Source organism: Pedobacter sp. 05L430 (assembly GCF_056397585.1).
The window spans coordinates 1-14,442 of the sequence record NZ_JBFTNT010000097.1; the positions used below are offsets into that span (position 1 = coordinate 1).

The 14,442-nt window shown below is 39.5% G+C and carries 11 protein-coding genes; 9 read left to right on the forward strand and 2 right to left on the reverse strand.

All coding sequences use genetic code 11. The features are described from left to right. Window positions 1–517, forward strand: a 517-nt coding sequence (otsB, locus tag AC1DG9_RS14280; protein WP_477634779.1) for a trehalose-phosphatase, incomplete at its 5' end; no start/stop codon positions are given. 4 nt (window positions 518–521) lie between these two features. Here otsB and AC1DG9_RS14285 read toward each other — a convergent pair. Beyond that, the gene (locus AC1DG9_RS14285; RefSeq protein WP_172663020.1) at window positions 522–2,306 is read right to left on the reverse strand and encodes a glycoside hydrolase family 15 protein; all 1,785 of its coding nucleotides are present in this window, start codon (window positions 2,304–2,306) and stop codon (window positions 522–524) included. A gap of 169 nt (window positions 2,307–2,475) precedes the next feature. Between AC1DG9_RS14285 and AC1DG9_RS14290 the strand changes: the two genes are divergently transcribed. The 8 genes from AC1DG9_RS14290 (at window position 2,476) to AC1DG9_RS14325 (ending at window position 13,839) form a co-directional block, all read left to right on the forward strand. Further along, the gene (locus AC1DG9_RS14290; protein WP_172663021.1) at window positions 2,476–3,249 is read left to right on the forward strand and encodes an HAD-IIA family hydrolase; all 774 of its coding nucleotides are present in this window, start codon (window positions 2,476–2,478) and stop codon (window positions 3,247–3,249) included. Between the two features lie 157 nt (window positions 3,250–3,406). Further along, on the forward strand, window positions 3,407–5,782 hold the full coding sequence (locus tag AC1DG9_RS14295; RefSeq protein WP_288879382.1) for an ABC transporter permease: 2,376 nt from the start codon (window positions 3,407–3,409) through the stop codon (window positions 5,780–5,782). Between the two features lie 10 nt (window positions 5,783–5,792). Further along, complete coding sequence (locus AC1DG9_RS14300) at window positions 5,793–8,171, forward strand: ABC transporter permease (RefSeq protein ID WP_337716281.1); 2,379 nt, start codon at window positions 5,793–5,795, stop codon at window positions 8,169–8,171. A gap of 183 nt (window positions 8,172–8,354) precedes the next feature. Next, entirely contained in the window at window positions 8,355–8,855 is a 501-nt protein-coding gene (locus AC1DG9_RS14305) for a T9SS type A sorting domain-containing protein (protein ID WP_172663024.1), read from the forward strand. Window positions 8,856–8,859: 4 nt separating this feature from the next. Continuing rightward, window positions 8,860–10,026: a type IX secretion system outer membrane channel protein PorV gene (gene porV / locus AC1DG9_RS14310; protein ID WP_477634780.1), complete on the forward strand. Its 1,167-nt coding sequence runs from the start codon at window positions 8,860–8,862 to the stop codon at window positions 10,024–10,026. Between the two features lie 69 nt (window positions 10,027–10,095). Continuing rightward, window positions 10,096–13,158 (forward strand): collagen-like protein, encoded by a 3,063-nt coding sequence (locus AC1DG9_RS14315; RefSeq protein ID WP_337716284.1) that lies wholly within the window; start codon window positions 10,096–10,098, stop codon window positions 13,156–13,158. A gap of 19 nt (window positions 13,159–13,177) precedes the next feature. After that, window positions 13,178–13,591 (forward strand): hypothetical protein, encoded by a 414-nt coding sequence (locus tag AC1DG9_RS14320; RefSeq protein ID WP_172663026.1) that lies wholly within the window; start codon window positions 13,178–13,180, stop codon window positions 13,589–13,591. Window positions 13,592–13,707: 116 nt separating this feature from the next. Further along, entirely contained in the window at window positions 13,708–13,839 is a 132-nt protein-coding gene (locus AC1DG9_RS14325) for a hypothetical protein (RefSeq protein WP_262889309.1), read from the forward strand. Window positions 13,840–13,879: 40 nt separating this feature from the next. Here AC1DG9_RS14325 and AC1DG9_RS14330 read toward each other — a convergent pair. Further along, window positions 13,880–14,442: HD domain-containing protein (locus AC1DG9_RS14330; RefSeq protein WP_477634781.1), on the reverse strand; the 563-nt coding region annotated here is incomplete at its 5' end.

A 14,442-nucleotide genomic window follows, 5' to 3' on the forward strand; every position in this document is an offset into this window, starting at 1 on the left:
GGATATGATTGCGGAACATGGTGCCTGGCAAAAGCAGCTTAACGAAGAGTGGAAAGCACTTCCATTATTAACAGATAAGTGGAAACAAGAGGTTAAGGCAGTTTTAGATACCTACACAGACAGAACTCCGGGTTCATTTATAGAAGAGAAGAGTTATTCTTTAGTATGGCATTACAGAAAAGTAGAAAAAGGATTGGGCGAACTGCGTGCCAACGAGATCATAAATCATTTACGTCTGTTCATTGCCGATAAAGGCTTGCAAATGATGCCGGGCAATAAGGTTATAGAGTTCAAAAACATAGAAGTAAACAAAGGTAAAGCTGCGCAAAACTGGTTATACAATCAAAATCCCGATTTTATAATTGCCCTGGGCGATGATCATACAGATGAAGATATATTTAAGGCATTACCGCCAGAAGCCTATACTATAAAAGTGGGCAGCAATATATCTGCTGCCCGCTATTATCTTAGAGATTATAAAGAAGTAAGAGAAATGCTTCGTTCTCTTACTAAATAAAACATTATAAGAATATCGGCCTGTCTAGCTTTATTGCAATACGATGGGCCGCATTCATCAACCCAACATGACTGTAAGCCTGGGGAAAATTACCCCACTGACTTCCATCATTTTCATCAACATCTTCACTAAAAAGCAGTAAATGGTTGGCATAATTGATAATTGATTCAAATTCTTTTATTGCATCATCTACCCTGCCCACACACGCCAGTGCCTCTATGTACCAAAAGGCACAAATCAGAAAAGTACTTTTGGGTTTCCCAAAATCGTCGGTATGCAAGTATCTGTAGAACAAACCGCGCTCGGCTTTCAGTTCCTTTTCTAATGCGATCAGGTGATCTTTAGCTCTTTCAGATTGAGGATCAAGGTAGTTCATCAAAATAAGCTGCAGCGTACTTGCGTCTAAATGCGGGCTATTAACCGCATGCGTATATACCTTACGAACAGGATCATAACAATCCTCTATATGCTGTGCTGCTTTCTCGATCAGTACTGTTGCTCTATCTTCATATTCCTTATTGCCTATGGTTTTGGCCATTTTTAAAGCCGCATTAGCGCCCGCCCATTGAAAAAGATTGGTGTAACAATGCATATTCGCTATATTCCTGAACTCCCATAAACCCGCATCCTTTTCATCAATAGTGCGTTCGATTTTAGCTAACAGATAATCCAGCCATTGGGTAGAATCCTGTCGTTCTCTAAAAATAAACCTATGATCTGTATACAGCGGAAGCATAGAGACCAATACCTGCCCGTAAATATCATTCTGTATGTGCTCATAAGCCTGATTACCTACTCTTACCGGCTTATTGCCTTTGTATCCCTTAATGTTTCTCAAAATCCGCTCAGTAAGTATCCTTTCGCCGGCGATACCAAACAATGGCTGATACCTCACATCATCTCTAAAAGATATATCTGTTATATAATTAAAGTACTTCTCCATTTCCTCGAAATGGCCAATATGGTTTAATGAGGTAATTACGTAATAAGTATCCCTCATCCAGCAATATCGATAATCCCAGTTCCTTTTGCTACCAGGCGATTCCGGTAAACTTGTTGTACTGGCTGCAATTATTGCCCCAGTATCCTCATACTGGTGAATCTTCAAAACAAGTGCAGAGCGGATTACCATGTGCTGATAAAATCCTGCAATTGTTGAGTGCTTAATCCATGTTCTCCAGTATTTAATGGTTTCTCTTAAAAATCGTTCTGCGGTGCTTACTATAGGGGCATCCAGTTCGTGTCCATAGGTTAAGATTAAGTATTTAGGTTCATTTAATGCAAAAAATTTCTCGTCTTCAATGTAACTCAAAGAGATATTGGTACTTAGCTGCATATCTTCGTCAGCTCCGTTAAACTCTATATGATTACTTCCACGATGCCCTTTTTGTTTTATCGAACCATAATTATAAACCGGTTTGCATTTTACCCTAACCCTGGGGTTTCCTTCAATAGGTTCTATCTTCCTAATCAGCATTAAAGGCTTGTAGTAACGCTCATGCTGATAAAATCTGGGTGCAAAATCAGTTATTCTATACCTGCCTTCGGCATTGGTTATTTCTGTACAAAGTACATTTGTGTTTTCCAGATAAAACTGACTCGAAGTAAATTCGCCATTTGGCCGAATGGAGAACTCTCCTCCTTTATTTTCATCCAATAATCCGCCAAAAACGAAAGAGCTGTCAAATCTTGGCCAGCAAAGCCAATCAACATTAGTGTTTTTATTTATATGCGCCAGGTAAGCGCAATTGCCAATAATTCCCGTTTGATATGTGTGTCTTTCTGTCATCTATTATTCAATTGGTGTATATTATAACAACACGACAACCTATATATTGTTCTTTTTAGTTCCTAAAAATTAATATTGAACAGCATTATGACTGATAATTATTATTAATTTTGAGTAAGAGAATTGAAGCAGTAACGATTTCAATTTTTCTTATAAATAAAAAACACCTATGAAACAAGGACTTTTAATTGACATGGATGGCGTCATCTACAGTGGAGAAGAAATGATTTTTGGAGCCGATAAATTCATAAAGCATCTTCTTGACAATGATATACCCTTTGCTTTTATGACCAACAACAGCCAGCGAACAAGCCTTGATGCTGTGAGAAAGCTAAAGCGGCTAGGGATCACTGTAGATGCGAAACACGTATACACCAGTGCCATGGCCACAGGTAAATTCCTTGGCGATCAAAGTCCTAATGGGACTGCTTACGTTCTGGGAGAAGGTGGCTTATTAACCAGTTTACATGAAAATGGAATTACCCTGGTTGATACAGATCCGGAATTTGTTGTATTAGGTGAAGGAAGAAACTTTACCCTGGAAATGGTTCAGAAGGCAGTTGACATGATTCTGGCCGGAGCAAAATTTATTACTACAAACAGAGATCCTTCCCCTAAAAAACCAGGTTGGAACAATTTGGGCATTGCAGCCACAACAGCCATGATTGAAGAAGCAACCGGAATAAAGGCATTTGTAATAGGCAAACCTAGTCCGGTTATGATGCGTTCGGCGCGAAAATTCCTTGGCCTGGAAACTGCAGAAACAACGGTTATAGGAGATACTATGGAAACTGATATACAGGGAGGTATACAAATGGGTTATAAAACCATCCTGGTTTTATCAGGAATTTCTGATCAGAACCAGCTTGGCCGTTATGCTTTTAAACCAGATATGATTGTTGGCTCGGTTGATAAAATTGTTTTCCCTCTTAAGTGGTGGTAACTCAGGTGTATTTTACTACGCAAATTATTTTGTTCAAATATGAACATAAACTGTTCATAACCGAACAGTAAAAGGTAATTAAGCAGTCCTGGCCCACTTAAAATCGGTTTCCTCGTATTGGCATATCAATTGAATTAACCCACGAAATAACAAGGCCATGTTTAAACACCACCTGCTGCTGATCTACAGAAACTTTAAGAGATACAAAAGCTCTTTCTTCATCAATCTGATTGGTCTGAGTGCAGGGCTTTCCTGTACTTTACTAATTTACCTATGGGTAAACGACGAAATACAGATCGATCGCTTTCATAATGAAAGACTCTATCAGGTGATCCAGAATGAGCACCTCACAGATGGAGTCCAAACGGTAGAGGGCACACCTGGAATTCTGGCCGAAACAATGGCAAAAGAAATACCCGAAGTTGAAACTGCAGTTGCGACCTCGCCGGGTTTTTGGCTAGGTCAGAGTAAAGTATCGGCAAATCATCAACCTGCTATAAAAGCAGCAGGCAAATTTGCAGGACCGGATTTCTTTAAAGTATTTTCTTACCCACTGATTACTGGCAACAAAAACGAAATACTCTCTGGTAAAAAAACTGTTGCTATTTCAGAAAGCATGGCTATGAAACTGTTTAATAGCACAGATGTAGTTGGTAAAGAAATGGTTTGGAGCAATACTGAAATGCAAGCCGAAAACCATGCATTGATCTCAGGGGTCTTTAAGGATATCGGCACAAATTCCTCAGAGCAATTTGATTTTTTAGTCTCTTACGATGTGTTGTTAGGCCCTGAAGGAAATTCCGGTTACCGCAAGTGGACAAACTATGGCCCAAGCACATTTGTAGTTCTTAAAAAAGATGCAGATCCCAAGCTATTCAATACCAAAATCAAGAATTATTTAAAAACAAAAGGTGTAAAAAACTATACCCTATTCATCAGGCCATTTGCCCAAAGCTATTTGCATAATCAATTTGAAAATGGCAAAGTTGCCGGCGGAAGAATAGCCTATGTAAGGCTATTTTCGCTTATTGCGGTCTTTATTCTAATCATTGCCTGTATCAATTTCATGAACCTTTCTACTGCAAAAGCATCCAGAAGATCAAAAGAAGTTGGGGTTAAAAAGGTAATGGGGGCACCAAGAGGATCATTAATCGTGCAATACCTTTCAGAATCGATACTGCTAACCATTATGGCCGTATTTGTTTCGCTATTGGCAGTAGAGCTTATGTTGCCGCAGTTTAACCAGATCACTGGCAAACACTTAACTTTACAATTCAACACCACACTCATATTATCCATACTTGGTGTAACCATCTTTACAGGTTTACTTTCCGGTAGTTATCCTGCTTTGTATCTTTCAGGCCTTAAGCCTTCTGCAGCTCTAAAAGGAAAGCTTCAGCTTTCAGCAGCAGCATTGCTAACAAGGCAAGGACTTGTAGTTTTTCAATTTGCTTTTTCAGTGATCCTGATTGTAGCCGTTCTTATCATCTATAAACAAATTGAATATGTACAGAAATCTAATCCTGGCTTTAAAAAAGATAACGTATTGTATTTTGAAACAAACGGCAAGCTTAAAAACAATATAAATTTTGTGATAAATGAAGTAAAGAAAATAGATGGTGTTGTAAATGCATCAAGTATAGATCGGGAACTACTTGGTGATTTAAGCTATACCCTTGGCGACTTTGGATGGGAAGGAAGAGATCCTAAAGAAGTCGTTAAATTTCAACGTGCAGATGTCAACGCAGGCTTGATAGAAACCCTTGGAATAAAAATGGCCGCAGGGAGAAGTTTTTCTGAACGATTTGGTTCTGATACTTCTAAAGTCATCATTAATGAAGCTGGTATTAAGGTAATGCGCTTAAAAGATCCTGTGGGTAAAATTTTTAAGCTGTGGGGTAACGATATGCAGATCATTGGTGTTGCAAAGGATTTCCATTTTGAATCTCTGCATCGAAAAGTTGGCCCCATGTTTATCAGATATAAACCTACACACACCAACAGGGTAATGGTAAAGATAAAAGCAGGAAGTATAAAGCCGGTAATAGAAGAACTTCAAAAATTCAATACCCAATACAACCCTGAATATACATTTGATTATAAATTTCTGGATCAGGATTTTCAAGCTCAGTATGTAGCAGAAACCCGGGTAGCAGTATTATCAAGATACTTTGCAATGTTGGCAATAGTAATTTCCTGCTTAGGCCTGTTTGGACTAGCCACCTTCACTGCCGAAAAACGATTTAAAGAAATTGGCATCAGAAAAATTTTAGGGGCTTCAGAATTCAATGTAGTCTATATTCTGTCTAAAGATTTCACTAAACCTGTACTCATTTCTATTCTAATTGCCTTGCCTATCGGATATTTTCTAGGCAAAAATTGGTTAGACTCATTTGCATATCGAATTGATTTAAAACTTTGGTTTTTTATAGTCTCCGGTTTTTTAGCCTTTCTCATCTCTCTTGCAACTGTCTTTTTTCAGGCATTTAGAGCTGCTAAGATGAGCCCTATTGAGGCAATTAAAGCTGAATAATATTAATGGCATGTACCTTTTAGCATTAAAAATCGCGCTTCGAAACCTTTGGAAAAACAAGGGGTTTTCTCTGATTAATATCGGAGGATTAGCTATTGGCCTAACCTGTTGCTTAGTATTACTGCTCTACGTAAATTACGAATGGAGTTACGATAAGCAATTCAAAAATATCGGTCGTATCTACTCTGTTTATGATAATGATATCATGAGCGACCGCATTATCACTAATCGTGCTTATTGTACCCCAAATCAGCTTGCTGCAACCATTATGCAAACCGTCCCTGGTGTAGAACAGGTAAGCAGAATGGCCGAAAGAGATGAAAGCCCATTTAGATATAAACACAACGCATTCAACAAAAACCTGATTTTCGCAGATCCATCCTTCTTAAAAATATTTGACTACAATTTTATTAAGGGAGACTCTTCAAGCGCCTTATCAACTCCTAATTCAGCTATTATAACTGAACAAACTGCTAAAATCTTATTTGGAGAGGAAGATCCTATTGGCAAAGTGATAAGATACGATAACCGAAGTGACTTAATGGTTACGGCCGTAATTGCCAATCATGCTCAAAACCAAACCTATCGCTTTGATGTATTAATACCCTGGGCATTTTTAGAAAATGAAAGCCCGTGGTATAAAAAAATGGGCTGGACTGATGGCGCTTTGAACACTATAGTAATGCTTAAAGATGCACAACAATTTGCCTCGGCAGACCAACAGGTTAGAAAAATCTTTAAGCAAAACACAAATGACAGCTATATAGAATTCTTTCTTTTTCCATTAAAAAAAAACCATCTATACGATCAGTTTGAAAATGGTGAACTTTCAGGCGGCCGCATAGATCAAATAAAATTATTTCTTTTGCTTGCAGTTTGTGTGCTATTTATTGCCTGCATTAACTACATGAATCTGTCTACCGCACGATCAGAAAAACGTGCAAAGGAAATCGGGATCAGAAAAACCCTTGGATCCAGCAGGCAATCTATTGCATGGCAGTTCATATTAGAGTCGCTCCTCTTGTCTTTCATGGCGCTGCTTATCGCTTTTATTTTATTAGAAACTGTGCTTCCCTACTTTAACAATCTATTAGCAATTGATTTGACAATAGATTATGGTTCATATGAAGTATGGGCTATACTTATTGGCTTAACATTAATTACAGGGCTGCTCGCAGGCAGCTACCCCGCTCTATATTTATCGTCGCTTATACCCCTTAAGATATTAAAAGGCATAAAAGGAGCAGGCAAAACTTCGTTGCCTATTCGTAAAATACTGGTAGTAATCCAATTCGGTTTTTCAATATGCATGATCATTTGTGCTATAGTGGTACGAAATCAAATCAGCTATATGAACAACCGACCTCTTGGTTTCAACAAGGACAACCTGGTTCAGATTGGACGTCTGGGTGTTTTGAGAGACTCTGGGAAACTTCAGCTTTTCAAATCAGAATTAATTAAATCGGGAGCTATAGTTTCTGCAACAGAGACTACAAACGGGCTCACCAACAACTATGTAAGCACAGAAAAGATAAAATGGCCCGGCCAGCTAAAAAACGAACAAGTAGCCATGCAACTTAGATTTTCAGGTTACGATTTCACCAAAACAATTGACGCAAAGATATTACAGGGAAGAGACTTCAGCAGAGAATTTGGCAATGATACGACCAAAGTAATTTTAAATGAAACTGCTGTAAAAACAATGAATCTTAAAGATCCGATTGGTGCAAAAATAAAAAATGACGATTGGAACGAAACATTCACAGTTATTGGCGTAATGAAAGATTACAACTATTCATCGCTTGGAACCAAAGTAAGTCCGTTGCTTTTCTTTTATAGCGAGACCAGTCCAGGCACTATCATTATGCGTTTAAATCCATCACAAAGCATAACCACATCTACACAAAAAATTAAAGAACTAAGCCTAAAACTAAACCCAGATTATCCATTTCAAATAGACTTTGTGAGTGAAAGGATTGCTGATAAATTAAAAAGTGAAAAATTACTGAGTATATTTTCAAATGTATTTGGTGGCTTTGCGATATTTATATCTTGTCTCGGCCTGTTAGGTCTGGCACTGTATATTGCCGAGCAGAGGAGCAAAGAAATCAGTATCCGGAAAGTAATTGGGGCCAACCTAAAGGATATACTTATTTTACTAAACAAGGATTTTATCAAACTCGTTATTCTATCAAACATGATAGCAATTCCTGCTGCATATATTATAACAACAAGCTGGCTTCAAAAATATGATTATAAAATCGGTCTGAATATGTGGCCATTTATAACTGCTTTTGTTTTATCCATATTTATTGCTGTATTAACTGTGAGCCTTCAAACTTTTAAGGTTGCCAGAGCAAATCCTGTTGATGCGTTAAAATACGATTAATAACCCCTTCTTGTATTGCATCAGAAGGATGCACATTCGACACATATTCTTATTCTAAAGCGCGCAGTTTACTAATTAAAAACTGCATTTCACATAACAGTTTTTACACCCTGCATACTCCTATCATCACCCAATATTACTTATCTGTAATTTTGGCTATATCTATAATTAATCCCTCTCTCGATGAAAAAAAGATATTTGCCAATATTTGGCATATTCAGTTTTACTGCTGTCGCAAATGCGCAACAAGCAGAACTCCAACGATCCGTTATAGCCAGCGCAGGAGGCTCGGCAGAGATCAACAATACCATTTTCCAATACACCATAGGTGAGGTTCTGGTAACAGCCATAGAAAACTCTCCCCTATTAGTAACACAAGGTTTCCAGCAACCAGAAGTTAATGGCAGCACACCCGAACCACAAGCTCCTCTTATAACAGGTTTTATTGTTTACCCGAACCCGGCAAACAGCCAAACCAAACTTGAATTTGATTTGGTAATGGACGATATGGTGAACATACAACTGGTAAATAATGCAGGCCAAACCGTAAGAAACATCTCATTAAAAATGCTGGCGGGCAAAGCAAACTATATTTTACCCTTAGGTGGTTATCCTTCGGGCTTATATTATGTAGTTCTCAAAGCTAGCAGAAGAACCTATTCCGAGAAACTGGTTATACAATAAACTTATGAAAACAAACATTTACCTTGCTACAGGCCTTTTGGCTTGTCTGGTATGTTGGTGCCAGAACAGTTTTGCGCAGCAAGACAACAGAGTAGTCCAAAGCGGAGCTGCTTTCTTATTACTAAGTGCAGATGCCAGAAACTCAGGAGTAGCTGAGGCAGGCACCGGACTAGATGTGGATGCCAATTCTTTATACATTAATCCGGCAAAGATCACCTTCGGCGAAAAAATGAGCTTTAGCGCATCGTATACCCCATGGATGAAACAGCTCAGCAAAGATTCTCATCTGGGATACTTTACCGCATTCAGGCAATTAAACGATAGAGAAGCGTTGGGGTTATCTGTTAAATATCTGGATTTAGGCTCAATTGCTTTTAGAGACGAAACAGGAGGCCTCATAGAACAATATAAGGCTAGCGAATTTAGTATAGATGCCAGCTATGCACGCAAATTCGGTGAGACCTTTGGGATGGCGTTAACCGCCCGATATTTTAGAAGTGATATTGGTAAAGGAACGTACAATAATTTAGAGCTCACTCCAACAGATGCTTTTGCTGCCGATGTATCTATTTACTCGAATCGGGAACTACAAAATGGCCGTTATTCAAGAAGTTTTAGCTGGGGTGTAAATTTAAGTAATATTGGTACTAAGCTTAAATATTCTGATAGCCAGACCAGCTTTTTACCTATGAACCTAAGGGTGGGCGCTGGTTATAATTTTTATGYAGCTCCCGAAAGTAGACTTACCATTTTGCTTGATATAAATAAATTAATGGTGCCTACCCCACCAAGATACAAAAAAGATAATGATGGTAATTTTACTACTGAAATAGAAAAAGGTAAAGACCCCAACAGAAGTGTCACAAGTGCTTTGTTTACTTCATTATTTGATGCACCCGGAGGATTTAAAGAAGAACTATCAGAGTTCACCATTGCAGGTGGATTAGAGTTTTCTTACTACAATCGTTTTTTTATAAGAACGGGCTATTTCTATGAAGATCCTGAAAAGGGCAACAGACAGCATCTGGCAGCCGGAATAGGTCTTAATGTCAATCCCTTAAGAATAGATATCAGCTATATATTCCCTACCGAGGATCGCTATGTGCTGAGAAATTCTATGCGATTTACATTATGCTTTACCCCCGGGGCCTCCAAACTATCAGCAAATTAATCAATGTCTTGAAACCTTAAAAAGTGATCAACAAACAAATAAAATAGAACGCATTTAAAATCATAAACTATGAGAAGTACATTTTTCACTCTAGTATTTATTCTTTTTGCAGGACTACAATGGGCCAGCGCTCAGGATGGTTTTAAAGGGATAAACTACCAGGCAGTTGCCAGGAATACCAATGGTACCGTCCTGTCAAATCAGGCAGTAAAGGTCAAAATTTCCATCCTTGGAGGTTCTGCGAATGGCCCGGTTCAGTATATGGAAGAACATTCTGCAAATACGAATCAATTAGGGTTATTTACTTTACAAATAGGTAAAGGAACACCTGGTACAGGTGCCTTTACTGCTATACCATGGCAAAATGCCAACCAGTTCGCTAAGGTTGAACTCGCCATTGGTGGTGGCTCATACAATGCATTAGGCAGTACTCAGTTAATGAGTGTTCCCTATGCTCTATACGCAGCTTCAGGGAACCCTGGCCCCGCCGGGCCGGCCGGTCCTCAGGGCACTCAGGGTGTTCAGGGCATAGCCGGTTCAAAAGGTGACAAAGGAGATACGGGCCCCGCAGGTCCAATTGGGCCAGCAGGAGCTGCAGGTATTGCGGGCCCACAGGGCATTAAAGGAGATCAGGGAGATCCCGGACCAGCAGGTGCTGTTGGCCCTGCTGGGCCAATTGGACCTCAAGGCATGAAGGGAGACAAAGGAGACGCCGGTGCAGTAGGCCCAGCTGGGGCCCAAGGCCTAAAAGGCGACAAGGGAGATCAAGGGGATCCAGGACCGGCAGGCGCTATGGGTAATCCCGGTGCAGTAGGCCCAATTGGCCCTGTTGGGCCACAAGGTCCTCAGGGAGTGGCAGGCGACATAAATGGTGTAGCTGCTAGTGGCGATTTATCGGGAACCTATCCAGGTCCGGTTGTAGCAAAATTGCAAACCAAACCTATTGATCCGATTGCACCGGTGTTAAATGATGTATTAAGATTCAACGGTGTATCTTGGGCTCCAAGTGCTATAGGTGGCGGAGGCTTTGTATTGCCATTTAATGCAAATGAAAATAATCCGGGCACCCTATTTTCTATTAATAATAACGGAGATGGAACTTCAATAGAAGGTTCAAATGCTACTACAACTTCTAGTATAGCCTCAATAAGAGGCATTGTCTCCAATACTTCTCCCGGAGGTTTTTCAAGTGCTATACGGGGTATTAATAATGGCACTGGCGGTTTGGGTATCGGCGTATGGGGATCGCAAGCTGGTAGCGGTTGGGGTGTATACGGGGTAACACCTAGCGGCCTTGGTGTATATGGGAATGCATCCGGTAATGGAACAGGTGTATATGCTAATAGCAATACAGGAACAGGCCTCACTGCCACCAGTAATAATGGTATTCCCGCAAATATTGCAATATTTAACAACGCAAATATTAACAACGCATTAAATGTCTCAACATTAGGTAATGGAACTGCAATTAATGTATCCAGTTCAGGATCTGGAAAAGGCGTTTTTAGTAGCACAGGATCAGGCTTTGCTGTACACGGCGTTACATCGGAACAAATATCCGCAGGTATATTTGGGGATAATAACGGTGCTGGCGAAGCTGTGGTAGGCCGCACAACCAGCGATATAGCTGGCGCAGTGGTAGGGCGGAATGATGGAGGTGGCTATGGTGTTAGAGGTTTCATAGCAACAAATACATCAGGTAATGGCATTGGTGTTTTTGGACAAGTTGGACTAAACAACAGTACTGGTCGGGGTGGAAGATTTGAAAATGTTAATCAAACAAATACTGCAGGGAATACCCTAGAAGTTGAAACCAACAGTAACGGAAATATCCCTGACAATACACAAGGTAATGCATCATCTTTTCTGGTAAATAATACAAATAGTGTATCGGCAGCTGTAAGAGGTGAAGTGAAAACAATTTTCGGAAACTTCGGAGCTGCAGGGCTATTTGGAATTTCCTCGGGAACAGGCGGCTTTGCAGGCTTATTTCATGCCTCAAACCCAGCTGGAAATGGTCCGGCTTTAGTTTCATTAGCCGATGGAAATGGCAATGCTATAACTGCCAATGCAGAAAAACTAGGCAACGGCGTAGAAACAAGTGTTAACGGTACTGGTAATGCACTTTATGCCTGGGTTCCTACATTTGCAACTGGTAGAGCAGGCAGGTTCAACATCTTTAATGAAGACAATACAAGTGATGTTATTACAGTTACTACTGCCGGAAACGGTATTGCAGGTAATTTTAAAGTAGATCGTACAACCGGTACCTCACCTGCTGTTAAGGGCGAAGTAAATTCTATATTTTCTAACTTTGGCACCGCAGGGATATATGGACTTTCTTCTGGCACAGGAGGTTTTGCAGGTTTATTCCACGCATCTAATCCTGCAGGTAATGGACCAGCACTTATTGCTATTGCCGATGGAAATGGCAATGGTGTTACAGCTAATGCATCCAATTCTGGTGATGGAGTTGAAACCACTGCCGATGGTAGCGGAAATGCGCTGTTTGCATGGACTCCTAATTTCAGCAACGGAAGAGCTGCACGACTTGTTAATTTTAATGATGGAAATATTAATCCCGTGCTAACAGTTGAACAGCATAGTAATGGAAATATAGCCGTATTTAAAAGTGGTAATCCAGGAACAGTAAATGTGGCACGTATTAATGCTGCAGGAAGAGGTTTTTTTAATGGTGGTACACAAACAGGCGGGGCTGATATTGCAGAATCATTTGAAACTATAGGTCTGACCTCCAGTTATGAACCAGGCGACATCCTGATCATTTCTACCACTAAAGACAGGGCAGTGGAAAAATCCGCTACACCTTACTCAAGTCTGGTAGCAGGTGTGTATGCCACAAAGCCAGGAGTACTATTAACAGAAGAACATATAGACAGCGATTTAAAAGGTCAGATTCCAATGGGTGTAATAGGTGTATTACCCACAAAAGTATGTTTAGAGGGAGGTGCGATTTCAAGAGGTGACCTTTTGGTTACCTCTTCTATCCCTGGTGTTGCAATGAAAGCTGATCCGGATAAAGTTAAAATTGGCCAGGTATTAGGAAAAGCACTTGAAGGTTACGATAATCAAGGAATAAATAAAATCAAAGTTCTGGTAAGCATAAAATAATCATATTAAAGACGAAAACATGAAAACATTATATAAAATAAGCTGCATAACAGTTATTGCCTTAGTAGCGTCTGGTTACTTAACTGTAAACGCGCAGGAATTTAAATCGGGCGAAAGTATAAAAGAGCAGCTAAAGAAAGGTAATGTTGCAGGTCTCAAATACGGGACTGCAAATCCACAAAACAATAAGGTGAACGACGATAAACCGAAACAGTATACAAAAGAGAATTTTAGGTCGTTGATATTCCAAAATTATAGTCAGAGTAGCCGATCTATCTCTACCCCTACTAATGTAACTGCTAAAACAGCTAAATCAATTTCTGGTTCTGCTAAGTTACCCAGTGATGCTGAAGTTCAAAAACCGAATGACAAAGATAAAAAGGTCGAAACATTTAAACTTCCTACTCAGGGCGAAGAAAAAAAGAAAGAATAATTCATATTATAAATTAATGGTTAGTTATACCCGGTTAGCAGATTTTGCGGCCGGGTTTTTATATTTTTTTCGCTGAACTATTATTTTATTTTTAACTTCATCCAAAATTTAATATCATGGAACAACATCAGTCACCAGAGGGTCTTCAAATAACAATTGTATTGGTTACTTTAGCAGTAATTATTGTGGTTACAGCATTCTATTTAACTTTTCGCAAAAAGAAAGACACACATCATTCAGGGCACTAATGCTCATTAAAACATATAGGGGATTAAGGTTGGCAAGGAATTAAATTAAAGCATTTAGCTGACGGTTCTTCATCTTTAAACCAGCATTCTCAATAACAATTATTCCATCTTCAACACCAAGATGTTTAATAAAATCTTTAACTTCCTTTCGTGATACCAGTCCGGCGTGATAAGAATCTCTTAAAGTATAATCCAACCGATCTGCGCAAAGTCTTGGTGCTGCTTGTTCCAGAATATTAAAAGTACCCTTAATAATATCGTCTATATGGTATCCATGCCATGATAAAATTTCAGGGATATCTGATGAATGTAGCACCTCTTCAAAAACCTGTTCATGATAGTTTTCTTCAGTGTTATCAAACACGTAATCGCCAACATGTGAAAATGCTGTATGAGAAATATCATGTAGCAACCCGGCAACTTGTTCAAGCTCAGAACCACCCAGATGCCTTATCAACAGCATTACTCCTATAGAATGTTCAAGCCTTGTATGACAAATATTTGGATTAACCAAAAAGATTGCTCCGCTTTGATGAATCCGGCCAAGTCTTTTAACCCAGGAGGAATTAATTAAATCGTCAAATATTCCTGGAACCTCAACCT

Bases quoted from the DNA above. Each gene is read 5' to 3' on its own strand.
- AC1DG9_RS14285 (WP_172663020.1), bottom strand. From the start codon at position 2,306: ATGACAGAAAGACACACATATCAAACGGGAATTATTGGCAATTGCGCT.
- AC1DG9_RS14290 (WP_172663021.1), top strand. From the start codon at position 2,476: ATGAAACAAGGACTTTTAATTGACATGGATGGCGTCATCTACAGTGGA.
- AC1DG9_RS14295 (WP_288879382.1), top strand. From the start codon at position 3,407: ATGTTTAAACACCACCTGCTGCTGATCTACAGAAACTTTAAGAGATAC.
- AC1DG9_RS14300 (WP_337716281.1), top strand. From the start codon at position 5,793: ATGTACCTTTTAGCATTAAAAATCGCGCTTCGAAACCTTTGGAAAAAC.
- AC1DG9_RS14305 (WP_172663024.1), top strand. From the start codon at position 8,355: ATGAAAAAAAGATATTTGCCAATATTTGGCATATTCAGTTTTACTGCT.
- AC1DG9_RS14315 (WP_337716284.1), top strand. From the start codon at position 10,096: ATGAGAAGTACATTTTTCACTCTAGTATTTATTCTTTTTGCAGGACTA.
- AC1DG9_RS14320 (WP_172663026.1), top strand. From the start codon at position 13,178: ATGAAAACATTATATAAAATAAGCTGCATAACAGTTATTGCCTTAGTA.
- AC1DG9_RS14325 (WP_262889309.1), top strand. From the start codon at position 13,708: ATGGAACAACATCAGTCACCAGAGGGTCTTCAAATAACAATTGTATTG.